Source organism: Roseovarius arcticus (assembly GCF_006125015.1).
Lineage (GTDB): Bacteria > Pseudomonadota > Alphaproteobacteria > Rhodobacterales > Rhodobacteraceae > Roseovarius > Roseovarius arcticus.
The window spans coordinates 2,298,608-2,320,065 of the sequence record NZ_SZZN01000001.1 but is presented as its reverse complement, the minus strand read 5'-3'; the positions used below and the strand labels follow the sequence as shown (position 1 = coordinate 2,320,065).

21 protein-coding genes are annotated in these 21,458 nt (G+C 60.2%); 4 read left to right on the top strand and 17 right to left on the bottom strand.

Annotated elements, in window-relative coordinates:
- Nucleotides 1-53 precede the first annotated feature (53 nt).
- From MK6180000_RS11025 to MK6180000_RS11005, 5 genes are read right to left on the bottom strand one after another with little or no spacing between them, the layout of a single operon-like run.
- Complete coding sequence (locus tag MK6180000_RS11025; RefSeq protein ID WP_138934782.1) at nucleotides 54-1,025, bottom strand: 5-oxoprolinase subunit C family protein; 972 nt, start codon at nucleotides 1,023-1,025, stop codon at nucleotides 54-56.
- Nucleotides 1,015-1,890, bottom strand: a complete 876-nt coding sequence (locus MK6180000_RS11020; protein WP_138934781.1) for a 5-oxoprolinase subunit B family protein — start codon at nucleotides 1,888-1,890, stop codon at nucleotides 1,015-1,017. The genes MK6180000_RS11025 and MK6180000_RS11020 overlap by 11 nt, the downstream gene beginning before the upstream one ends.
- Nucleotides 1,887-3,266 carry an acetyl-CoA carboxylase biotin carboxylase subunit gene (locus tag MK6180000_RS11015; RefSeq protein ID WP_138934780.1) on the bottom strand — a complete coding sequence of 460 codons (1,380 nt, stop codon included), beginning with the start codon at nucleotides 3,264-3,266 and terminating at the stop codon, nucleotides 1,887-1,889. The genes MK6180000_RS11020 and MK6180000_RS11015 overlap by 4 nt, the downstream gene beginning before the upstream one ends.
- Nucleotide 3,267: 1 nt before the next feature.
- Nucleotides 3,268-3,501, bottom strand: a complete 234-nt coding sequence (locus MK6180000_RS11010; RefSeq protein WP_138934779.1) for an acetyl-CoA carboxylase — start codon at nucleotides 3,499-3,501, stop codon at nucleotides 3,268-3,270.
- 22 nt (nucleotides 3,502-3,523) lie between these two features.
- Nucleotides 3,524-4,312 (bottom strand): 5-oxoprolinase subunit PxpA, encoded by a 789-nt coding sequence (locus MK6180000_RS11005; protein WP_171054601.1) that lies wholly within the window; start codon nucleotides 4,310-4,312, stop codon nucleotides 3,524-3,526.
- 123 nt (nucleotides 4,313-4,435) lie between these two features.
- On the opposite strand from MK6180000_RS11005, the gene MK6180000_RS11000 reads away from it, so the two are divergent.
- Nucleotides 4,436-5,335, top strand: coding sequence for a LysR family transcriptional regulator (locus MK6180000_RS11000; protein ID WP_138934777.1), 900 nt, complete (start codon nucleotides 4,436-4,438; stop codon nucleotides 5,333-5,335).
- A 6-nt stretch (nucleotides 5,336-5,341) separates the two neighbouring features.
- On the opposite strand, the gene cls is transcribed toward MK6180000_RS11000, so the two are convergent.
- The 11 genes from cls to MK6180000_RS10945 all read right to left on the bottom strand — a co-directional run bounded on the left by cls (nucleotide 5,342) and on the right by MK6180000_RS10945 (nucleotide 16,946).
- Nucleotides 5,342-6,772 carry a cardiolipin synthase gene (gene cls, locus MK6180000_RS10995; RefSeq protein WP_138934776.1) on the bottom strand — a complete coding sequence of 477 codons (1,431 nt, stop codon included), beginning with the start codon at nucleotides 6,770-6,772 and terminating at the stop codon, nucleotides 5,342-5,344.
- Nucleotides 6,769-7,488 carry an endonuclease/exonuclease/phosphatase family protein gene (locus MK6180000_RS10990; RefSeq protein ID WP_138934775.1) on the bottom strand — a complete coding sequence of 240 codons (720 nt, stop codon included), beginning with the start codon at nucleotides 7,486-7,488 and terminating at the stop codon, nucleotides 6,769-6,771. The genes cls and MK6180000_RS10990 overlap by 4 nt, the downstream gene beginning before the upstream one ends.
- 10 nt (nucleotides 7,489-7,498) lie before the next feature.
- Nucleotides 7,499-9,040 carry a phospholipase D family protein gene (locus tag MK6180000_RS10985; protein WP_138934774.1) on the bottom strand — a complete coding sequence of 514 codons (1,542 nt, stop codon included), beginning with the start codon at nucleotides 9,038-9,040 and terminating at the stop codon, nucleotides 7,499-7,501.
- Nucleotides 9,041-9,267: 227 nt separating this feature from the next.
- Nucleotides 9,268-10,173, bottom strand: a complete 906-nt coding sequence (locus MK6180000_RS10980; protein ID WP_138934773.1) for an MBL fold metallo-hydrolase — start codon at nucleotides 10,171-10,173, stop codon at nucleotides 9,268-9,270.
- On the bottom strand, nucleotides 10,166-11,923 hold the full coding sequence (locus MK6180000_RS10975; protein WP_138934772.1) for a SulP family inorganic anion transporter: 1,758 nt from the start codon (nucleotides 11,921-11,923) through the stop codon (nucleotides 10,166-10,168). Before MK6180000_RS10975 ends, MK6180000_RS10980 begins: the two co-directional genes overlap by 8 nt.
- 94 nt (nucleotides 11,924-12,017) lie before the next feature.
- Nucleotides 12,018-12,452 carry a DUF6691 family protein gene (locus tag MK6180000_RS10970; RefSeq protein WP_138934771.1) on the bottom strand — a complete coding sequence of 145 codons (435 nt, stop codon included), beginning with the start codon at nucleotides 12,450-12,452 and terminating at the stop codon, nucleotides 12,018-12,020.
- Nucleotides 12,453-12,455: 3 nt separating this feature from the next.
- Nucleotides 12,456-12,887, bottom strand: a complete 432-nt coding sequence (locus tag MK6180000_RS10965; protein ID WP_246040492.1) for a YeeE/YedE family protein — start codon at nucleotides 12,885-12,887, stop codon at nucleotides 12,456-12,458.
- 5 nt (nucleotides 12,888-12,892) lie between these two features.
- The gene (locus MK6180000_RS20655) at nucleotides 12,893-13,099 is read right to left on the bottom strand and encodes a YgaP family membrane protein (RefSeq protein ID WP_138934769.1); all 207 of its coding nucleotides are present in this window, start codon (nucleotides 13,097-13,099) and stop codon (nucleotides 12,893-12,895) included.
- Between the two features lie 71 nt (nucleotides 13,100-13,170).
- Nucleotides 13,171-13,848, bottom strand: a complete 678-nt coding sequence (locus MK6180000_RS10955) for a Crp/Fnr family transcriptional regulator (protein ID WP_138934768.1) — start codon at nucleotides 13,846-13,848, stop codon at nucleotides 13,171-13,173.
- A gap of 49 nt (nucleotides 13,849-13,897) precedes the next feature.
- Nucleotides 13,898-15,361 carry an NAD(P)(+) transhydrogenase (Re/Si-specific) subunit beta gene (locus tag MK6180000_RS10950; protein ID WP_138934767.1) on the bottom strand — a complete coding sequence of 488 codons (1,464 nt, stop codon included), beginning with the start codon at nucleotides 15,359-15,361 and terminating at the stop codon, nucleotides 13,898-13,900.
- A 13-nt stretch (nucleotides 15,362-15,374) separates the two neighbouring features.
- Entirely contained in the window at nucleotides 15,375-16,946 is a 1,572-nt protein-coding gene (locus tag MK6180000_RS10945) for a Re/Si-specific NAD(P)(+) transhydrogenase subunit alpha (RefSeq protein ID WP_138934766.1), read from the bottom strand.
- A gap of 259 nt (nucleotides 16,947-17,205) precedes the next feature.
- On the opposite strand from MK6180000_RS10945, the gene MK6180000_RS10940 reads away from it, so the two are divergent.
- The 3 genes from MK6180000_RS10940 (at nucleotide 17,206) to MK6180000_RS10930 (ending at nucleotide 20,315) form a co-directional block, all read left to right on the top strand.
- Entirely contained in the window at nucleotides 17,206-18,123 is a 918-nt protein-coding gene (locus MK6180000_RS10940) for an MBL fold metallo-hydrolase (RefSeq protein ID WP_138934765.1), read from the top strand.
- Complete coding sequence (locus MK6180000_RS10935) at nucleotides 18,123-19,073, top strand: MBL fold metallo-hydrolase (protein ID WP_138934764.1); 951 nt, start codon at nucleotides 18,123-18,125, stop codon at nucleotides 19,071-19,073. The genes MK6180000_RS10940 and MK6180000_RS10935 overlap by 1 nt, the downstream gene beginning before the upstream one ends.
- A gap of 198 nt (nucleotides 19,074-19,271) precedes the next feature.
- Nucleotides 19,272-20,315, top strand: a complete 1,044-nt coding sequence (locus tag MK6180000_RS10930; protein WP_138934763.1) for a YeeE/YedE family protein — start codon at nucleotides 19,272-19,274, stop codon at nucleotides 20,313-20,315.
- On the opposite strand, the gene MK6180000_RS10925 is transcribed toward MK6180000_RS10930, so the two are convergent.
- Nucleotides 20,296-21,384, bottom strand: a complete 1,089-nt coding sequence (locus MK6180000_RS10925) for a YeeE/YedE family protein (RefSeq protein WP_138934762.1) — start codon at nucleotides 21,382-21,384, stop codon at nucleotides 20,296-20,298. The two genes, MK6180000_RS10930 and MK6180000_RS10925, sit on opposite strands and share 20 nt — an antisense overlap.
- Between the last annotated feature and the right edge of the window lie 74 nt (nucleotides 21,385-21,458).

Genomic DNA, 21,458 nt, shown 5'->3' with positions numbered 1-21,458 from the left:
CCTTGTTTTTTATGGACGGGCATGATGCCCGCCTCGTTGTTGTCCGGCGCGCCTCAGTTTAGCGCGCTTCGGATTTTGTCCAGCCGCGCGCTGCGCACGTGGCGCGCATCCAGCGCGGCTGCCATGTCCACCTGTTTAAACTTGACCGGCGTGTTGGGCTGCAATTGACCAATCAGGTCCATATCGGCGGAAATGATCGCGCCGATGGTGAAATATCCGCCGCCCGACACCGCATCGCGGTGCAACACGATTGGCTCGGTTCCGCCAGGTATCTGGATCGAGCCGTAGGAATAGCACCCGTCCACGATGTTCGACGGGTCCGACCCGGCGCCAAATGGCTGATCGCGCTCCACAAACTCCATCGGATTGCCGCCGCGAAAGCGGTATCCCATGCGGTCCGCTTCGGGCGCGACCTTCCACTCGTCGGCAAAGAACTGCTTTTGCGAGCCTTCCGTCAGGCGGTGCCAATATAGGCCGGGCAGCACGCGCAATTCCACAGGTTTAGGCAATTTGGCCAAGAGGGCCTGATCCAGCGTGCGCTCCTTAGCGCCTGCGGTTGCCTTGCCGACCGGCACTGTATCGCCCGCCGCCAATGCGCGGCCTTCAAACCCGCCAAGTGCGCCAATGGGGTAGGTTGAGCGGCTACCCAGCGCCGGGGGCGTGTCGATGCCGCCGTTGATGGCGATATAAATGCGCGCGCCGGTCTTAAGGAAGCCGAACTTCAGCGTCTGGCCCGCTTTGACAGGAAACGAAGTCCAGCATTTGCGCTCTTCGCCGTCGACGAAGACGGGCATTTCAGCCCCGCCGATAGCGACCAGCGCATCGTCGTTGAACTTCAACTCGGGCCCCATAAAGACGGCCTCCAGACCGGCAGCATCCTCGGGATTGCCGACCAGCATGTTGGCTATGCGCATGGCCTCGCGGTCCATCGCGCCGCCCTCGGGGATGCCGAGGTGGAAGTAGCCGGGCCGCCCCAGATCCTGAATGGTGGTCAAAAGGCCGGGTTTGATAACTTCAAACGTCATTGAGAGCCTCCATCAGCTTGGCGTTGGTGCCTTCCATGTCGCCGTTGAAATCCTCCAGATCGAAGGTCACTTCGGCGATGCGGGGCTTGTAGGTGCCGTCCTCGACCGCCTTTAGGATGCGGTCATATTCCTCGCGGTCAATCGGCTTCCACTTGACGATATCGCCGGGTTTGAAGAACACCATGAAGTCCTTGAGATAGCTGACCTTTTGATCCGCATCAAAGATCGTCATCGGCGTGATGCCGAACATCTGGTAGCCGCCAGCGCCGCGCACGGAATAGACGCAAGAGAAGCATCCACCGTAACCGACTGTCTGTTTCGGCGTGTCAGTGCGCGGCTTGAGGTACTTTGGCACCTCGATCTGCTTTTCCCGCTCGACCAGTTGGTAGAGGAACGGCAGGCCAGATACGAACCCGACCATCGACACGAACCACGGCGCAGAATGATGCGCCTCGATGAACGCGTCGACGCTATCATAGCCGTTGATCCGTGCGGCATAATCCAGATCGGTGCCCGATGGGTCCTGATGCCGTTCGCGAAAACGCATGACACATTCGTGCGTCCAGGGGTCCTGATAGAACACCGGCACTTCGATGATGCGCGTCTCCAGCCGTTTTTCGGCGTTGATGGCGATCTTCTCCAACTCTTTGAGCTTGGCCATCATGTCTTCGGGCGCGATTACTTCGGGATCGTAGCGCACTTGGAACGACGCATTGGCCGGGCAAATCTCGCGCACACCGTCGATATTGGCCTCGCGGGCTGCATTGCTCATTGCGAGGGATTTGAAAAAGGCGTCCAGCGACATCTCCTCGTCCATCTCGACAAAGATATGTTCGTCGCCGCCGTATGAATACCGTGTCTTCACGATGCTCCTCCTGTCTGACCTTCAAGGTTGCCCGCGTCCAGCCATGGCTCTAGCCATTGAGTGTGAATGCGGCCTGCGCGCACGTCTGCTGACTGCGCCAGCGCTTTGTGCAGTGGGATGGTCGTCTTGAGCCCGCCGATTTCGATGGTATCCAGCGCACCTGCCATCTTTTCGATTGCCGCCTCGCGGGTATCCGCATGCACGATCAGTTTGCCAATCAGCGAGTCGTAGAAAGGCGGGATCTGGTAGCCCTCGTAGAGAAAGTGATCGACGCGGATGCCATCCGATTCCGGCAGATCCAGTTTGCCGACGACACCGGGGAAGGGCATGAACTTCTTGAGCGGATCCTCAGCGTTCAGGCGCACTTCGATGGCGTGGCCGTTCAGCTTGATGTCGTCTTGGGTAACAGGCAGCGCCTCGCCGCCTGCGACACGGATCATCAAGGCAACCAGATCAAGGCCAGTAATCATCTCGGTCACTGGATGCTCGACCTGAATGCGCGTGTTCATCTCGATGAAATAGAACTTGTCCGCCTTGGCATCATAGAGATACTCGACCGTGCCGGCGCCGCGATACTCGACCGCCTCGGCCAGATCAACGGCGGCATTGCACATCGCTTGCCGCGTTGCCTCGGGCAGCTTAAAGGCCGGGGCCTCCTCCCATACCTTCTGGCGGCGGCGCTGAAGCGAGCATTCCCGCTCAAAGCAATGAACGGCACGCTTGCCGTCGCCCATAATCTGCACCTCGATATGGCGCGGCTCGCGGATGACCTTTTCAATGTAGATGCCACCATCGCCAAAGGCGGCCTGCGCCTCCTGCCGCGCCTGAGGCGCAAACTTGGCCAATTCATCTGCTGTTTCGGCAATACGGATGCCGCGCCCGCCGCCGCCCGCGCTGGCCTTGATCATGACCGGATAACCGATGCGCTCCGCGATGCGCGCGGCCTCGTCCATGTCATCTACGCGCCCGTCTGATCCAGGGACCACCGGCACGCCTGCCGTATCGGCCACCTGGCGCGCCGATACCTTGTCGCCCATGCTCTGGATCGTGTCCGCCGACGGCCCGACAAAGATCATGCCCGCATCCTCAATGGCGCGGGCGAATTTAGGACTTTCGGCGAGGAAGCCATAGCCGGGATGTACCGCATCTGCGCCAGCCTCTTTGGCGGCTTGGACCACGGCATCTACGTCCAGATAAGATTTGGCGGCCTGCGCGGGGCCGATGCACACGGCCTCGTCTGCCATGCGGACGGCCAGCATGTCGGCGTCCGCTTCGGAATGCGCTTGAATAGTGTGGATGCCGAGCGACTTGGCCGCGCGCACGATACGCACGGCTATCTCGCCCCGGTTCGCTATGAAAAGGCGCTGGATGCTCATGCTATTTCAGCGTCGCCAGAACGTCGCCGGCCGAAACTGCAGCCTCATTGTCGGCGCTGTAGCCACCGAACGTGCCGTCTGCCTCGGCCAGCACTTCGATAAACGATTTCATCACCTCTACCAGGCCGATGGTGTCACCGGTCTTGACCGCGTCACCATCGGTCTTGAAAGGCGCATCCTCGGGGGAGGGTTTTTGATAGAAAGTGCCCGGAACGGGGGATTGAATGTCAGCCATGTTTTTGTCTCCTAGTCGGGTTTCAGGCGGCAGCGTCGTGCGCCAGCACGTCGCGTGCGGGGGCGATGACGATGCCATTTTCTGTCAGGGCCTTGCGGATCGCTTTCAGGATATCGACCGCGCCGGGCGTGTCCGAATGAACGCAGATCGATTCAAAGGCGACGTCGATATCCTTGCCGCTCTCGGTTTGAACCTTGCCTTCTTGGCAGGCGCGCAGACACTTCTGCGCAATGGCGCCGGGGTCCACAGCCGCGCCCTTGCGGGTGAAGATGATCATACCGTCGTCGCCATAATCGCGGTCAGAGTAGAATTCCCGCACGACCGGGTGCGAATGGCGCTTGGCCACCTCGTAGGTTACTGCGGCACCCATGCAAAAGAGGATCAGCTCGGGCGATGTGGCCTGCAACGTCTCGATCAGATGGCGCGACAGATCCTCATTGCGCGCGGCCTCCATATAGAGTGCGCCGTGCGGCTTGACGTGCTGTAGCGGTACCTCGTGGCGGCGGCCGAACTCGCGCAGCGCCCCGATCTGGTAGAGAATGTCGTTGACCAGCTCATCATCGGCGGCATCAATCTTGCGCCGACCAAACCCTTGCAAATCGTTGTACGCGGGATGCGCGCCCAGCCCGACACCATGTGCCTTTGCCAATGCGGCGACCCGGTTCATCGAGTTGGGGTCGCCCGCATGAAATCCGGTGGCGACATTTGCCGAGCTGATGACAGCCATCAAAGCCTCGTCGGGGGCATCGCCATAGCTCCAGTGGCCAAAGCCTTCGCCCATATCGCAGTTCAAATCCACAATCTTGCGCATGATGCCGCTCCCCTGATCTTTTCTTAGGTCAAAAGGTGCGCCGCTATTGGGTGTTTGTAAATCACAAATTTCTGCGTCACTGTTATCGGATTATCCGATAATACAGATTCTGCGAGGCACGGTATGAATTTACGGCAGCTCAAGTACTTCGTGGCCACCGCCGAAACAGCGCAGGTTAGCCGGGCCGCAGCCGCGCTGTCGATTTCGCAGTCGTCTGTGACGACCGCGATCCGTGATTTGGAATCGTCTTTGGGGGCCACTCTTTTCCTGCGAACGCGCAGCGGTATGGACCTGACCGATGCGGGGCGCGAACTCCTGGCGTCGGCCTATGCGATCCTTAGCAAGATTGAGGAGGCGCAGAACCTACGCCACCGCGACACGGACGCGTCGGGCACGATCCGCATTGCGGCCAGCTATACGGTAATGGGGTATTTCCTGCCCTATCATCTGGATCGGCTGCGCCGCCTGCATCCAAATCTGGACATTGAGCTGCACGAACTGAACCGCGACAGCATCGAAGAGGGGCTTCTGTCAGGCCGCTTTGATGTGGCCGTATTGCTGACGTCGAACATCACAAACCCCGGATTGGAGAGCGAGACTTTGCTGCGCTCGGCGCGCCGCGTGTGGTGCGCCAGTGGGCACCCGTTTGCGCAGCGGCGCAACATCAGCTTTGAAGAGATCGCAGGCGAGGATTATATCCTGCTGACCGTGGATGAGGCCGCCAACACGGCGATGAAGTACTGGAGCGCGCAGACATCTGAGCCACGCGTGCGGCTGCGTACGACGTCGATTGAGGCTGTTCGCTCAATCGTGGCGAACGGGCAGGGGATTACGATCCTATCTGATATGGTGTACCGGCCCTGGTCGCTAGAGGGCAAGCGCATCGCAACGGTCATGCCGGGCGCCCCGGTGCCGACGATGGATATCGGTCTGGCATGGCGGCGCGGCGCGGTGTTCACGCCCCAAATGGATTTGATCCACGCCTATTTCCGCCAGACGTTCAATTCGCCTTATGCAAGCTAACGCGGGTCAGAGGATAGGCCCGATAGTAGCAATCACATTGTGCCAAATGCGAATATAATAGGGCCACGCGGCAACGTCTGCTGTAGTGATGGGCGTTGATTGCGTAATATAGTCTTTCTGGCGAGCCCGAACGGCCTGCGTGATATCTGCGTCCTGCAGCAAAATATTATTCTCGTAGTTCAGATCAAAACTGCGCAGGTCCAGATTGGACGAACCGATGAGGCTAACGGCGTCATCCATCGTCAGCGTCTTGGCATGAAGCAGCCCACCTTGATATTCGTGGATTACACAGCCCGCCTCTAGCAAGCGGCGGTAATAGCTGCGACTGGCGGCAGCGACGATCCAGCTATCGTTTCGCGCGGGCAGGATCAGGGTAACTTCGACGCCCCGGTGCGCGGTGGCGCACAGCGCCTCCAGCACGGTGGCGTCCGGCACAAAGTAGGGTGTCGAGATGGTTAGCGACTGGCGCGCGCATCCCATTGCGGTAGCAAACAGCTGAGGGGTGGAGCCGCGACGCTCGGTCGGACCGTGGCCCATGGCCTGCGCGGCAAACCCGCCGGGCATAGGCGGGGCGGGGCGCAAAATAGTCTCGGGCGGCTCGCCGGTGGCGCGCATCCAGTCGCTGGCAAAAAGTAGCTGATTTTGCAACACGACAGGGCCAGTCAGGCGCAGCATGATGTCGACCCAAGGGGCATATTTCGCCTTGGGCAGATATTCGGCATCGGCCGAATTGCGGCTGCCGCAATAGGTGATGGCCCCGTCGATCACCGTGATCTTGCGGTGGTTGCGCAGATCGATCCGGCTGGTCAGGAGTGTTAGGATGGGTCTGTTTAGCGGAAGCGCGACGGCCAGATGCACGCCTGCATCCTTCATCCTCTGCCAAAGACCTGATCCGATCAGCGCGCGAGAGCCTAGCCCATCGGCCATCGCGCGGCAGGTGACGCCGCGCTCAGCGGCGCGGATCAGTGCCTCGGCCAGCTCAATACCGGTGTGATCGGCCAGCCAAATGTAATAGATCGCGTTAACATGATCCGTCGCGGCGTCGATATCGGCCACCATGCGCGCGCGGGTATCCGCGGCATCCGCCATCAACTGCGCTGCGTTGCCCATGACGGGCTGAAAGCCATTGATCGACGCGGCATAGGCTGCCACGGGCTGAAACTGCGGCGCGATCTGCGCCTCTATTGTGACGGGATCGCCCATCAGAGAGGCCCCGCTGCGGTATATCTCATCATGAACTGTCAACTGGATGGCGTGTGCCTTGCGGCCCAAGCTAACCTCGCCAAACAGGAAGTAGATGACGCTTCCGACAAAGGGTAGCAAGATCAACACGACAAACCATGCCAGCCGGGCAGGCGGCGACAGGTCATCGCGCAAGAGGATGCGCAAGGTCAGCGCCACCACAACGATAGTGTGGCAGATCAGCAGAAAGCTCATTTTTTCGACCCCAGCAGATTGGGGTCCAGATCGGCGTTCAACTCAACATCCAAAACGATTGGCAGATGATCGGATGCCCGCGCGGCCAGGTCCGAGGCATGGACATGCGCCGAGACTTCGCGCACTGCGCCTTGCAACACAAAACGGTCCAAGGGCGCGCTGGGTCGCGACGCGTGAAAGCTGTTGCCCGGCAGGATCATGCGGCACCCGCTACCCAGCGCCTGAGCGATACCCGGATCACGCCGCCAAGCATTGAAATCCCCAGCAATGAGCACCGGATGATCCGCTCCCTTCATATGCTGGCCCAGTGCGGCCAGTTGCCCTGCGCGAATACGCCGGGCAAGGGCCAGATGCACGCCGATCACCTCAATTTTGGGCGCGTTGAATATGGCCGATACGGCGCCGCGCGGCTCTAGCGATGGCAGGGCGATGCGCAGCGCCTCCTTTAATATCAGCGATTGATCGCGGTAAAGGATCAGGTTGCCGTGCCAGCCATGACTGGCGGGACGCACCGATAAATCGACCATCCGGTAGCCAAGCTGGTCATAGAGTTCATCCTCCGGCAGGACGCCTGCGCGTGCACCCATCCGCTTGTCTGCCTCTTGCAGCAGAATGATATCGGCGTCGATCTCCTTTAGCACGCGCGCGATGCGGTCGCCGTCGCGGCGCCAGTCGAGGCCAACAGCCTTGCGAATGTTATAGCTGGCGATACGCATCAGGGGCGCCCTACAGCAGCCATTCGACTGGCAGCCAGCCGATGACGGTGATTGCGGCGCTTTTCAGGATATTCGATCCCGGCTCTCGCCGCGTTACGGTGCCGCTGACAGAGCCGTGCCAACGCAAATCGCCATCATTCAGCACCACCTCCCATGCCATCCCATCCAACTTTCTGTCAAAAGCGTCGTGCATTTGGTTTGCCATCGCCTTGCTGTCTATCAGCAGGCCCATTTCGGTGTTGAGTGTGGTAGAACGTGGATCGAAATTGAATGAGCCGATAAAGATGCGCGCGCCGTCCACCGCAAACGTTTTGGCGTGAAGGCTAGCCCCGGAAGAGCCGAACGGCCCGATCTTGTCTTTGGGCGTGGTGGTCGCAGCCTTCCGCTTCAGTTCGAACAGCCGGGTCCCGCCCTTCAGCAGGTTGCGGCGGTGTTTTGAGTATCCAGCATGAACAGGCAGAACATCCGTCGCCTCCAGCGAGTTGGTCAGCATCCGGGTCTGGACGCCGCCATGCTCTAGCGCGGCAAAGGCGCGGGTGCCGGTCCTGCCAGGTACGAAGTAAGGCGAAATCCCATCGAAACGCGCCTCGACATGGCCCACGGACCGGGCCAGCCGAGAGGCAAGAAGATCCCCGCGAGGGACCGATCCCATGCCTTTGGCCGGGTCGTCGCTGACCAGTATCACGTCGGTCCATTCTATCTCCGCGCTACCGGCGCGCAGCGTTTCAATCAGGCTCGACCCTTCCAGAATGGCTCGGTACTCAGCCATCTGCGGATTGCCCTCGAACCCGCCGACGCGCTCGCCTATCGGGTCACCGTCTGGCACATTTCCCAGAATGGGACCAGCACGACGCACCGCTGGCGCGGCCCAGTAGCGGTCGAAATCGGCGGCGACCTCGGGCACGATTTTGCCCACTGCCAGCACGTCCAGATCAATGTATATCGCGGTGGGTCCGGTGTCGAAGTATTCGTCCCCGATGTTGCGGCCGCCCAGAATGGTGGCGGCGCCGTCGACGGTGAACGATTTATTGTGCATCCGTCTGTTTAGCCTGAAAAAGTCAAATCCGTAGGACAGCAGTTTGAACCGGCGTAAAGCGAATGGATTGTAAAGCCGCACCTCAGCGTTTTCATGCGCATTCAGCGCGGCAAGCTGCCTATCGAGGCCTGATGTGCCGTGGTCGTCGAGCAATAATCGCACACGTACGCCGCGATCCGCCGCCCGCTTGAGCGTGTTCAGCAGCAGCGATCCGGTCAGATCGCCGTGCCAGATGTAATACTGCGCGTCGATAGATGACACCGCCGCATCCGCCAGCAGCATCCGCGCGGCAAATGCGTCCGCGCCGTTGCCTAGTGGCATAACGCCCGTCTTGCCGGGATGGTCCTGCCACTGCGGCATGATCGCATCGTTCAGTGGCCCGGTATCGGGCGGGGGCAGCGACGTGCTGTTGACGCGCCCCGCTACTGTGGGCAGTGCGAAAATTAGCCTCGCGGCCAAAATTAGCAGCACCGCAATGCAGACCAGCGCCGCCAGAATTTTGATTGCCGTCATCATCTGATCGCTCCTCTCTGCATTGAGGATGTGTATCGCCCTGCCTGCGCCCTGCGCAAGGGTGCGCTGCCCGCAGGTCTTAGCAGGCCAAAGGCGGGCACCGTCGCGCAGATACAGCAGCCATTCGAAGCGGCGCTCTTGCCCGCAGTGCTGCCGCTGGAGTTATGGGGCGTGAGTGGCGCGATAAATGGCGCAGTAACAGCTATTTCTATACAGTTTCAGCGCCTCTCTCAGAACTTATTTGCCGGAACCTTGAAGTAGCTGTTTCCGTCGTTCTCTGCCGGGGGCAGGGCACCGCCACGCAGGTTGACTTGCAATGCGTGCAGCATCCGGTCGGGCAGGGCGAGGGTCGCGTCCCGGTCTTCGCGGGTCTTGATGAATGTCTGTTTGTCTGTTCCGGTCTTGACGTGAATGTTGCTTTCCTTGTGCTCGGCAACGCTCGCCTCCCACGCAGGCTTCTTGCGATCACCCTTGCCGTAATCGTGACCGACAAACAGGCGCATGTCCCCGGGGCGCGACAGGATCGACTGGATGCTGTCCCAAAGCTCTGCGGCGTTGCCACCCGGAAAATCGGCCCGCGACGAACCGCTATCTGGGTACATCAGCGTGTCATGCACAAACCCGGCATCCCCCGCAAAATAACTGATCGAGCCGAGTGTATGCCCGGTTGACAGCTCGACCGTCACATCCAGATTGCCGATTTTGAAACTGTCGCCATCTTCAAAGAACGCGTCAAAATAGGGCGCGGGATCAAGGTCTGGCATGTTGTAGTAGGCGCGCCAAAGTTCGGCGATCTTCTTGGTACGCACACCGATTGCGTTTGGCAGGCCTGTCTGATCTTTCAGCCAGGCTGCTGCCATCATGTGATCCGCATGGGGATGCGTGTCCAGGATGCGGACCAAATCCAGGCCTTGCTGTTTGGCCAGATCCAGCACCTTTTGCGCGCTTTCGGTGGACGTACGCGCCGACCGCGGATCAAAGTTCAGCACAACGTCGATCAATGCAGCCTTCTTTGTTTCGGGGCAGGCCATAACATATTGAATCGAGCCTGTGGCGGACTCGTAAATGCCCCAAACGTCAGGCGAGCCTGGCCCGGTCGATGGGCTGTGGCGGGTGAGGTGTTGGTAATCAGACATGTGAGGCTCCTTTGCCCTTGGACGTATGAGGGTGAGGCGAGGTGGACAAGGTGCTGACCGCCAGATGCTGCGACAGGAAAACCTGTCCGGTTAGCTGAGACAGGAAATGTGATCGCTCTAGCCGATCCATCACCGGGCCTTTGACCTCGCTAAGGTGAAAGCTGACGTTCAGATCGCGCAGTCGCGCATTGATTGCCTCAAGGCTTTCCAGCGCGCTCATATCGACCTCGTTCACGGCCGGGCACATCAGGATGACGTGCCGCACAGCGGGTTGATTGGCGACCATATCATAGATGCGATCCTCCAGAAATCGAGCATTGGCAAAGTAGAGGCTTTCGTCGACACGCAAGGAAATGATGTCGTCCTGCGTCTCTACCTTGTGACGGTCGATATTGCGAAAATGCTCGGTCCCGGGAACACGGCCAACGACGGCCATATGCGGGCGCGAGGAGCGGTAGAGGTGGATCAGGATCGAAACTGCAACCCCGGCTGACACGCCAGCCTCGACACCCAGCCCAAGTGTCAGGGCGATGGTGATGAACACGGCTGCAAAATCGGCCTTGGAGTAGATCCATGTGCGCTTGAGGATCGAAAGGTCGACCAAGGATAGCACGGCGACGATGATTGTCGCAGCAAGGGTCGCCTTTGGCAGGAAGTAGATCAGGGGCGTCAGGAATAGCGATGCAACGAGCAGGCCGGCGGCGGTGTAGGCGCCGGCTGCCTGTGTTTGCGCGCCGGCATCGTAATTCACGACAGAGCGGGAAAACCCGCCGGTGACCGGAAACCCCCCCGTAAGTGCAGCGCCGACATTGGCCGCACCAAGGCCGATCAACTCTTGGTCGGGGTCTATGCGCTGACGTTTCTTGGCCGCCAGCGTCTGCGCCACCGAAATGGATTCGACGAACCCAATGATCGAGATTAGCAGCGCTGGCAGCAGCAAAGCGCCGACCAGATCAGGCGCAAAGCTGGGCAGCGTCAAAGGCGGCAGTCCTTGCGGGACAGTGCCAACAATCGCCACGCCGCGCTCGCCCAGGCCAAACATGGCGGTTGCCGCCGTCGTAACTGCAATGGCTAGGACAGGTCCTGCCTTTGACAGGATGTTGACCGCGCCCTCCGGGAGACCGGTCTTCTGGAGAAGCGGCTTCAGCCCTTTGCGAACCCAGAAGAGAAATGCCGTCGCGCCGGCGCCGAGGATCAAGGTCGGGATGTTCAGCCCGTCGATGTTGCGCCCCAGCGACATTAGCATTTCCGGCAGGGTGTGCCCCCCACCGTCGATGCCGAAAATATAGCGCAGCTGGCTGACCGCGATCAGAATACCCGACGCAGTGATGAAACCGGCGATCACCGGATGCGACAGAAAATTCGCAAGAAAGCCGAGCCGAAAGATACCTAGGAAAAGCAGCATTGCGCCCGACAATCCTGCCAGCGTCAGTGCGGCAACGGCATAGCCTGCGGTGCCCGCTTGGGCGACCTCCCCCACTGCCGCAGCTGTCATCAGCGAGACGACGGCGACCGGACCGACCGCCAAGGCGCGGCTGGTTCCAAACACCGTATAAAGCACGATCGGCGCGATTGACGCATAAATCCCGGTTTCTGGCGGCAATCCGGCCAGTAGTGCGTATGCCAAGGACTGCGGGATCAGCATGATTGTCACGATGACGGCTGCGACCAGATCTCCGCTTAGGTCGGCGCGGTTGTAGCGCGATCCCCATTCCATGATGGGCAGGTATCGGGACAGGTTCGGCGTCATGTAATTCTCTCAAGCGGGGATAGGTCAGACGAGGCAGGGAGGGTTTCAATCGATACCGGCGACGACGGGAATGAGGATCATTCCGGCGGCGAGGCTACGAATTTGCGGTAGAGGCGCGGCCCAGTGACTGAAAGTATTTCGCAAGCCAAATTCCAGCCATCAAGGCCGCGACAAAGAGCAGTACCTCCCAGCGCCCAGTGCCAAGCGCAGGCAGCGCACCACCGGGGCAGAACCCTGCAATGCCCCAACCAACCCCAAAGAGAGCCGAGCCGCCGACCAACCGCAGGTCGATTGTGCTGTTGGCTGGCAGTCCGAAACCTTCGCCAAAAATTGGACGGCTCCGCGCCAGAACAAGGCGGTAGCCGATAAATGTCACGATGACTGCACCGCCCATGACGAATGCCAAGGATGGATCCCAAGTCCCTGCAAAGTCAAAGAAGTTCAGTACTTTGGCAGGGTTCGCCATGCCCGAGATCGAAATGCCGACGCCAAAGATGAGCCCGATGAGATAGGTTGAAAGCAGCCTCATGAATTATACTCCGATCACATGGCGCAGGACGTAGACGGTGGCGGCTGTTGCAATCATGAAGGTCAGCACAGCCATCAGCGACCGTGGGGACAGTCGCGCTAGCCCGCAAACCCCATGACCGGACGTGCAGCCAGACCCGTATGTGACGCCAACGCCCACGGCCAATCCGCCGATCACCAGCATGGGCGCGGATACCGGAACCTGCACAACTGGCATCTGTCCGGTCAGCAACAGCACCGCGAGCGGCCCGCTGACCATTCCCAACAAAAGCGCCAACCGCCACAGCCGATCCTGCGATGGTCCGGGCGAGATCAGCCCGCTCAGTATTCCGGTTGCACCGAAAATCCGGCCAAGGCTGAGCATCAGCAAGGTGGCGGCAACCCCTATCAGGGCGCCGCCTGCCAAGGACTGCCACGGAGTGAATACAGTTTCCAATGCGCTTACCTCTGGCAGGTGCGGATGCCGAAGATTGAATAAAGCGGGCAGGTGCTGACCAGCGCTGTTATCACAAAAATAGCGCCGACCACGATCATCGCCCACTGCAGCCATCCGCTAGCGCCGAAATCGGCGGCAAATGCAGCGATCAGCAACACGATCCCAACCACGGCCCGTAGCCCGCGATCCATTGTTCCCATATTTTTAGTCATGTTCAATCCCCTTCAGGAATCAGTGTACGGGGAACTTTGCCTTATCCGGGCTGGATCTGTCGGTGACTTGGTCACCGTTCCTTGCCAGAGCGGACCAAACGATCGAGCGCCTCGCGTCCAATCACCCGAATTTCGCCCCGGCGCTGTTCAATCCAGCCGCGTCTCTGAAATTCAGATAGGATACGCGAGACGACTTCGCGCGCGGTGCCAAGTTCAGTACCAAGGACTTGATGCGTTGCGTGGATTACATCGTCCTCGGCCAGCTCCAGCAGGCGCGTGGCGAGGCGCACGTCCATGCGTTGAAATACGATGTCATCGATAAGTGTGAAAAGATCAGTGATTCGCCGCGAATAGGCCTTGAAAATAAACTCGCGAAACACCGGCGAGCGGCCAGCCAGATCGTCAAAGGTGGCGCGAGGTATCGCGACCGCGCGCACATCGGTTTCGGCCACTCCGTCTGCGGCGTAGTCCTCAAACGCGAGCATGCACGCTGTGGTTAAAACACAGCTCTCTCCGGCATGAACGCGGTAGAGAAACACCTCGCGCCCGGTATCGGATTTTTGCTGAACACGCACCGTGCCGTCCAGCAGCAACAGCAGATTATCTGCCGACTGCCCCGGCTGAAAAATTGCCGTGCCTTCTGGAACGTCCACCACCTTGCTTCCTGCGACCAGCGCATCGCGCAGATCATCAGGCAGGCGCTTTAGCCCCTCGAACTGATCAATCCATTTTCCGGGAGCGGCGTCCATTTTTGTCCCTTTCGCCGTTTCAGAGTACCGGCCCATGCCGCCGCCAACGTCAGTCGATCAGCGGCAAGAGGGCATTCATCGATACCTTGGCATCGCCATAGAACATCCGGGTGTTATCCTTGTAGAACAACGGATTTTCGATGCCGGAATAGCCCGTCCCTTGCCCGCGTTTCGACACAAAGACCTGACGCGCCTCCCACACCCGCAGCACCGGCATTCCGGCAATGGGCGAATTCGGATCGTCTTGCGCGGCAGGATTCACGATATCGTTTGATCCGATCACAATGACCACGTCAGTCGATGCCAGATCATCGTTGATCTCGTCCATTTCCAGCACGATGTCATATGGCACCTTTGCCTCGGCCAAGAGTACGTTCATGTGGCCGGGCAGGCGGCCCGCGACCGGATGGATGGCAAAGCGCACGGTCTTGCTCTTGGCGCGCAGCTTGGACGCCAGATCCGATACCGCGCCCTGTGCCTGTGCAACGGCCATGCCGTAGCCCGGCACGATCACGACACTGGAGGCATCGTTAAGCGCGGCCGCCACGCCATCTGCATCAATGGCCACCTGTTCGCCCTCGACCTCCATCGCGGGGCCGGACGTATTGCCAAACCCCCCGAGGATGACCGAAACGAAAGAGCGGTTCATCGCCTTGCACATAATGTAGCTAAGGATTGCGCCGGATGAGCCGACTAGCGCGCCCGTCACAATCAAGAGGTCATTGCCCAGTGAGAAGCCGATCGCCGCCGCCGCCCAGCCGGAATAGGAGTTCAGCATCGACACGACGACAGGCATGTCCGCGCCGCCAATCCCCATGATCAGGTGGTAGCCGATAAAGAACGCGAGCAGCGTCATCAGCAGCAACGTCCAGATGCCTGCGCCGCTCATAAAGAGGATGAGCAGGATCACCGACAGGCCCGCGGCGACCGCATTCAGCGCGTGTCCGCCGGGCAATTTCTCGGCTTTGGACGTAATCTTGCCCGCCAGCTTGCCGAAGGCGACAACCGATCCGGTGAACGTCACGGCACCAATAAAGACGCCCAGAAACACCTCGGCCCGCAGTATGGCGCGTTCCGCGCCGCTTTTGCTCGCGAGGGATTTGGCAAAGCCGGTCAGGCCCTGCTGGTCTATCCAATCGGTGCCCGCACCGGCAGGCATCGTCGCCTTGAGCGCCAGTACCGATTGCAGCTCCAGATAGGCGTTGAACCCGATAAAGACGGCAGCAAGACCCACAAAGGAGTGCAGCGCTGCGACCAGTTGGGGCATCTCGGTCATCTCGACCCGCTTGGCCACATACCAGCCAAGTACCGAGCCGCCGGCGATCATCACAAGGATGATAAACCAGTTGCCCATACCGGGGCCGAAAACGGTGGCCACAACGGCCGCGCCCATGCCCACAATGCCATACCAGACGGCGCGCTTGGCGCTTTCCTGGCCCGATAGCCCGCCGAGTGACAGGATGAAGAGGACGGCTGCCGCGATATAGGCTGCGGCTACGATTCCGATTGTCATTTTTGCTGTCCTCTCAGGATTTCTGGAACATCGCCAACATGCGGCGCGTCACGAGAAAGCCCCCCACGATGTTGATACTAGCGATGAATACCGACACGGCAGCGAGCAAAACGACAAGCCACGAGCCCGATCCGATCTGCAGCAACGCACCTAGAATGACGATGCCAGAGATAGCGTTCGTTACCGCCATCAGCGGCGTATGCAGCGAATGCGACACGTTCCAGATGACTGAAAAGCCGATGAAGCAGGCCAGCACGAAGACAATGAAATGGCTCATGAAACTTGCGGGTGCGAAGATACCGATCAGCACGATCACCGCCGCGCCGAGGGCGAGCATGCCCACCTGCGTTTTCGACTGCTTGCGGAAAAGGGCCAGCTCTTGCGCCTTGCGCTCTTGCGCGGTGAGGGCGGGGGCGGTCTGTTTCGGCTTGGCCGCGATGGCCTTGATCTTGGGCGGTGGGGGCGGATATGTAATTTCGCCCGCATGAATAACGGTCGCGCCGCGAATGACATCGTCCTCCATGTTGTGAACGACTCGTCCGTTCTTTTCGGGGGTCAGATCCGTCATCATATGCCGGATGTTTGTGGCATAGAGGCTGGAGGCCTGCGCAGCCATACGGCTGGGAAAATCGGTGTAGCCGATGATGGTAACGCCGCCTTTGGTGACGATTTTTTCGTCCTTTACGGTCAGCTTGCAGTTGCCGCCCTTTTCGGCGGCCAGATCGACGATCACCGATCCCGGCTTCATCGCTTTGACCATGTCCTCGGTCCACAGCTCGGGCGCCTCGCGGTTCGGGATGAGGGCGGTGGTAATGACAATGTCGATATTGGGTGCCAATTCGCGGAACTTGGCCAGCTGCGCCTCGCGGAATTCGGGGCTAGAGACTGACGCATACCCGCCCGTCGCCGCGCCGTCCTGCTGTCCTTCGTCAAAGTCCAGATAGACGAATTCGGCGCCCATGCTTTCGACCTGCTCGGCCACTTCGGGGCGCACGTCAAAGGCCAGCGTGACCGCACCCAGCGATGTGGACGTGCCGACTGCGGCAAGACCGGCAACGCCTGCGCCAATCACCAGCACGCGTGCCGGTGGTACCTTGCCCGCCGCAGTGATCTGTCCGGTAAAGAAGCGTCCGAAATTGCTGCCGGCCTCAATCACGGCGCGGTAGCCGGCGATATTGGCCATAGACGACAGCGCGTCCATTTTTTGGGCGCGGCTGATGCGCGGGACCATTTCCATCGCGATAACGCTGGCACCAGACGCGCGCGCGGCCTGCATCCCGGTATCATTGCCGCCGGGATCAAAGAACGAGATAAGCGTCAGGCCTTTGCGCATGCGCTTCAACTCGGCGCTGTTGGGCGGGCGAACTTTGGCGATGATGTCGCTGGCTTTCCACAGCGCGGCGGCGGATTTTATCACCTCGACGCCGGCGGCTTTGTAATCGGCGTCGGCAAAACCGGCGAGACGACCCGCGCCGCTTTGGATGGCGCAGTCATACCCCAGTTTTTGCAATTGTATCGCGCTATCGGGTGTCATAGCGACACGCGCTTCACCTTCGAAGACTTCCTCTGGAACACCGATTTTCACGTTTGAATATCATCCCTATTTCCTGCGCTGGCACGCTAAAATGATGCCTGTCGCGGTGCAAAACCCCGGTGAATTTGCCCTATTCACCCCGAATATGTCGAAAAGTAAGCATATGTTGCCGGTATTGGCAACGACATGGTTGCGCGGCATCTCTGCGGATATGCGCAGATCTTGGCCGCGCAGAATAGCGCAGTATTGCATTTTTTTGAACTATGATGCGATATTCACTAAATGGAATTTGTTTCCGGGGGGAAATCGTATGCAAATCGACAGAAGGCAGGTTCTTGCAGGTTTTGGCGGTCTGGCACTTTGCGGCGGTCCAACAGCCCTGCTTGCGCGGACTGCGTTGCAGCTTGGCGCCAGCGAGGTGATTGGTCTCAGCGATGGCAATCTCGTTCTGCCGACCGAATTCTTTTTTGAAGGTCTGCCCGAGGGCGAGCTTGATCTGATCCTGTCTAGGCATAATGTGCCTCGCGACCAGTTGGAGCCGCCGTGCAACCTGACTTTGCTGCGCCAAGAAGATAGGATCATTCTCTTTGACGCAGGCTCTGGCCCCGCCTTTATGCCAAGTGCGGGCAAGTTGCTGAGCAGCCTCGACGCCGAAGGCCTGGCGCCCGAGGACATCACGCATGTCGTGTTCACCCACGCCCATCCTGACCATCTGTGGGGCGTATTGGACGATTTTGACGATCCGGTGTTTCCGGGGGCCAAGCTGATGATGGGGCAGGGCGAATGGGACTACTGGACAGACCCCAATACCGTGGACACCATTGGCGACGCGCGCGCGTCATTTGCGGTTGGCGCAGCGCGCAGACTGGCGGTGATCGAGGAACAGATCAGCTTTTTCACCGATGGCACAGAGATCTTACCGGGGGTTATGGCGCATGCCACGCCTGGCCATACGCCCGGACACATGTCGTTTGAGATCCGCGATGGGTCCAGCGCAGTGATGGTCGGCGGCGACGCGATCGGCAATGCACACGTAGCATTCGAGCGTCCAGACTGGGCCCACGGTGCGGATCAGGACACAAGTTTGGGGGCCAAGACGCGGATGCGCCTTCTGGACCAGCTTGCTGCGGATGACATAGCGTTGCTGGGATTTCACCTACCAAATGGCGGGCTGGGCCGGGTCGAGCGATCCGGCGATGCCTATCGTTTTGCCCCGGAGGACATTTGATGCGCTGGATCCTGCCTTTTGTATTTGCCGCCACCGCCGCCACATCTGCCTATGCAAGCGAGGATATCGCGGATAAGTATCCGGCCTCGCTGCTGTATGACAAACCCTATGAGGTGACCCCGGGCGTCTTTTCCGCCATTGGTGCCACAGCGCCACCCACATACGAGAATGCGGGCCACAACAATAACCTCAGTTTTATCGTCACCGGGGACGGCGTTGTCGTGATGAATGGCGGCGCATCCTATGGGCTGGCCAAGGCGCTTCACACCGAGATCAAGGCGATCACCGACCAAGAGGTCAAGCTGGTTTTTAACGAGAACGGGCAAGGCCATGCAATTCTAGGAAACAGCTACTGGGCCGAGCAGGGCGTGCCAATCGTCGCACATGTCGACGCTGCCCAAGTGGTCGCAGACGACGGTTTCGCGATCCTCGAGGATATGAAGCGCTATAACAAGGACCGTGCCGAGGGGACCGAAGTGCAAGCCCCGACCGAGACGTTTGAGGATGAATACATCGTTGAGATGGGCGACTTTCGTATAGAGGCGCGGTATCTGGGCCCGGCGCATTCGCCCGGCGACATCGTCCTCTGGCTGCCCGAACAAAGCCTCGTGATTTCAGGTGACATGGCCTTTCACGAGCGGATGCTGCCTATTTTCGCCGACACCTATACCGCCGATTGGCTAGAGACGTGGGATGACGAGTTTGAGCCTCTGGGCGCGACCTACGTCATCCCCGGCCATGGGCATCCGACCAATATGGATCAGGTCCGTCGCTATACCAAAGATTACCTTGTGTATCTGCGCGGCAAGATCGGCGAGCTCTTGGATGAGGGCGGCGGGCTGGCAGAGGCCTACTACGTCGATCAGTCGCCCTATGCCAATCTCGATACGTTTGAGGAATTGGCAACCAAGAATGCCGGGCGGGTGTTCGAGCAGATGGAATTTGAATAACGCAGGCATTTAGGGCCTGTTTTCGTCCCAGCGGAACAGCGTTGTAAAAATTGTTTGCTGTAGCGGGGAAATTTGGAAAAGCGTTCCGTATAGCGCGCCATAGTTGGAACACCGCAATCGCCCGCGCGCCTTGACGTTTCCGTGGAAAAGCCCTTTTAAAGCTGATCTTTGCCACGGGTCCGATGGGGTGATTCTGCCATGCTTTTTGAACTTTATGAGCTGCCTTTCGATGCGCAGGGCGCGCAATTGCTGCTAGGCTTGGCGCTGGGCCTTATGTTTGGCGTGGCCGCACAGATCAGCCGGTTCTGCTTGCGCCGTGGCCTCGTCGCTGGGCCGGACCGCGCGCCTGCGCTGGGAACATGGGCTGCGGCATTGGCCACGGCTATCGCTGCAACCAGTGCTGTCATTTGGGCGGGCTGGGTGGATCTGTCGGATCATCGCCTGATGGTCAGCGATCTGCCGCTGCTTGCCATCATCACTGGCGGGCTTGCCTTTGGTGTCGGCATGGTCCTGACGCGCGGCTGCGTTAGTCGCCTGACAGTTCTGGGCGGCACAGGCAACCTGCGCGCGCTGACGGTCTTGCTGGTCTTTGCGCTGGTTGCGCACGCGACGCTCAAGGGTGTCTTTGCGCCGGTACGCGTGGCGCTGGGATCGGTCACAACGGATATTGGCATCGGATCACTGGCAGAGTTGCCCGGCGGGCTGCTGACTTGGGCGGCGCTGCTGGTGGCGGGCCTCATTGCGGTCGTCGCCGCGCTGAAACCGCGTCCGCTTCACGTGGCTATGGCAGCTGTGATCGGCCTTGTGATCACCTTGGGCTGGATTGGAACCGGCTGGCTGCTGCTTGACGAATTCGATCCGCTACCGGTGGAGTCGATGGCCTTTACCTCGACTTGGGCCGACACGCTGTTTTGGACCGTTGCGTCCAGTTCCATCCCAGCAGGCTTTGGTGTCGGCGTGATTGGCGGCGTCTTTGGCGGGGCGTTCCTGTCGGCGCTTGTGCGCGGCGAGTTGGCGTTTGCCAGCTTTACAGGCGCGCCCGAAACGCTGCGCTATGTGACGGGCGGTGCGCTGATGGGGTTCGGCGGCGTCTTGGCCGGGGGCTGCACGGTAGGTGCGGGCCTCTCGGGTGTGTCGATGCTAAGCATCGCGGCTATCATTGCGCTCGCGTCCATCGCTGCCGGCGCGCTGATCGCGGACCGCGTGCTGGGCCGTGCACCGGTTATGCAACCGGCGGAGTGATTGGCGCGGCGCGTTTAGCGCCGCCCTTCGCGCTACCCAGCAGGCGGTGCGTCGCCATTGCGCCGATCCACATGCAAAATACTGCCAGCCAGCCGGTGACGGCAAAGACCGATCCGCCCGACATGCCCGCCCCTACAGCGCAACCGCCTGCCAGCATACTGCCGAACCCCATTAAAACAGCGCCAATTAGGTAACGCTCCATTGGGGTGTCCGGGCCAAAGCGTTCAATCTTGGCCTCGCGTGCGGCGAGGGCCGTCAAGCCCGCGCCCACAAACACGCCCGGCACCAGACCGATGCCAAAGCCTAAGGGCAGGCTGATGTTATCAACGAGGCCCATCAGTGTATCGGTCGCGGGGCCGGTAAAGGTGATCGACGAGATCGGAACCACCTCGAACGATGCCTGAGCAATCGCAAAAGTCGCGGCCCATCCAAGCGCGATAGCCAAACCCACACAAACCGCCGCCAGCGAGCGGCTGAGCGGAACTAACTGCCGCCGGGCCAGCGCGAGCGACAGCACCAGCGCAGCCGCCGCCAGACCCGCCGCAACTGTGTGTGACAAACCCAGCCATGCCAGCAGATCCCGTGCAGCGCCGCCCGGCACCATCCATAGCGAGGCAAGCCCTTCGCGTGCAGGGGCAAGAACGCCGCGCAGCGCGGCCTGTGCGGCCAGCGTCAGGACCAGCCCCGTAACCAAAGCGCGCAGATTTCCGGTGGCCGACAGCACCAACAGACGGCTGGCACAACCCCGCGCAAGGATCATGCCGCAGCCAAACATCAGGCCGCCGATGATCGCGCCCGACATACTGCCCGTCGTTGCCAATTGGCGCGAGGTGGACACGTCCAGCCATCCCGTCGCCACGAGCCCCTGCACCGACGCGACGGCGGCACTGAAGGCGATGAGCCAGATGTAGAGGCGGGGACCAAGGACACCTTCGGACACCTCAACAGAGGCGGCGCGCAGGCAAAACCGCGAATGCTGTGCCGCCGCGCCGAAAATCACGCCGACCACAGCGCCCGCTATCGCCAGCACCGCGCCGTCGCCCCAACGGTCAAGTAATACCTCCAGCATCCATCGATCCTTTCGACGGCGACGAGCGAAGTGCCGCAAGCCAGACTGCCGACTGATAACGGCACGCCAAAACG

Bases quoted from the DNA above. Each gene is read 5' to 3' on its own strand.
- MK6180000_RS11005 (WP_171054601.1), bottom strand. From the start codon at position 4,312: ATGCGCAAGATTGTGGATTTGAACTGCGATATGGGCGAAGGCTTTGGC.
- MK6180000_RS10980 (WP_138934773.1), bottom strand. From the start codon at position 10,173: ATGTCTGATTACCAACACCTCACCCGCCACAGCCCATCGACCGGGCCA.
- MK6180000_RS10925 (WP_138934762.1), bottom strand. From the start codon at position 21,384: ATGCTGGAGGTATTACTTGACCGTTGGGGCGACGGCGCGGTGCTGGCG.
- MK6180000_RS10935 (WP_138934764.1), top strand. From the start codon at position 18,123: ATGCGCTGGATCCTGCCTTTTGTATTTGCCGCCACCGCCGCCACATCT.
- MK6180000_RS10930 (WP_138934763.1), top strand. From the start codon at position 19,272: ATGCTTTTTGAACTTTATGAGCTGCCTTTCGATGCGCAGGGCGCGCAA.
- MK6180000_RS10940 (WP_138934765.1), top strand. From the start codon at position 17,206: ATGCAAATCGACAGAAGGCAGGTTCTTGCAGGTTTTGGCGGTCTGGCA.
- cls (WP_138934776.1), bottom strand. From the start codon at position 6,772: ATGAGCTTTCTGCTGATCTGCCACACTATCGTTGTGGTGGCGCTGACC.
- MK6180000_RS10970 (WP_138934771.1), bottom strand. From the start codon at position 12,452: ATGAGGCTGCTTTCAACCTATCTCATCGGGCTCATCTTTGGCGTCGGC.
- MK6180000_RS10985 (WP_138934774.1), bottom strand. From the start codon at position 9,040: ATGATGACGGCAATCAAAATTCTGGCGGCGCTGGTCTGCATTGCGGTG.
- MK6180000_RS10950 (WP_138934767.1), bottom strand. From the start codon at position 15,361: ATGACAATCGGAATCGTAGCCGCAGCCTATATCGCGGCAGCCGTCCTC.
- MK6180000_RS11000 (WP_138934777.1), top strand. From the start codon at position 4,436: ATGAATTTACGGCAGCTCAAGTACTTCGTGGCCACCGCCGAAACAGCG.
- MK6180000_RS11025 (WP_138934782.1), bottom strand. From the start codon at position 1,025: ATGACGTTTGAAGTTATCAAACCCGGCCTTTTGACCACCATTCAGGAT.
- MK6180000_RS10975 (WP_138934772.1), bottom strand. From the start codon at position 11,923: ATGACGCCGAACCTGTCCCGATACCTGCCCATCATGGAATGGGGATCG.
- MK6180000_RS11015 (WP_138934780.1), bottom strand. From the start codon at position 3,266: ATGAGCATCCAGCGCCTTTTCATAGCGAACCGGGGCGAGATAGCCGTG.
- MK6180000_RS11010 (WP_138934779.1), bottom strand. From the start codon at position 3,501: ATGGCTGACATTCAATCCCCCGTTCCGGGCACTTTCTATCAAAAACCC.
- MK6180000_RS20655 (WP_138934769.1), bottom strand. From the start codon at position 13,099: ATGACTAAAAATATGGGAACAATGGATCGCGGGCTACGGGCCGTGGTT.
- MK6180000_RS10990 (WP_138934775.1), bottom strand. From the start codon at position 7,488: ATGCGTATCGCCAGCTATAACATTCGCAAGGCTGTTGGCCTCGACTGG.
- MK6180000_RS10955 (WP_138934768.1), bottom strand. From the start codon at position 13,848: ATGGACGCCGCTCCCGGAAAATGGATTGATCAGTTCGAGGGGCTAAAG.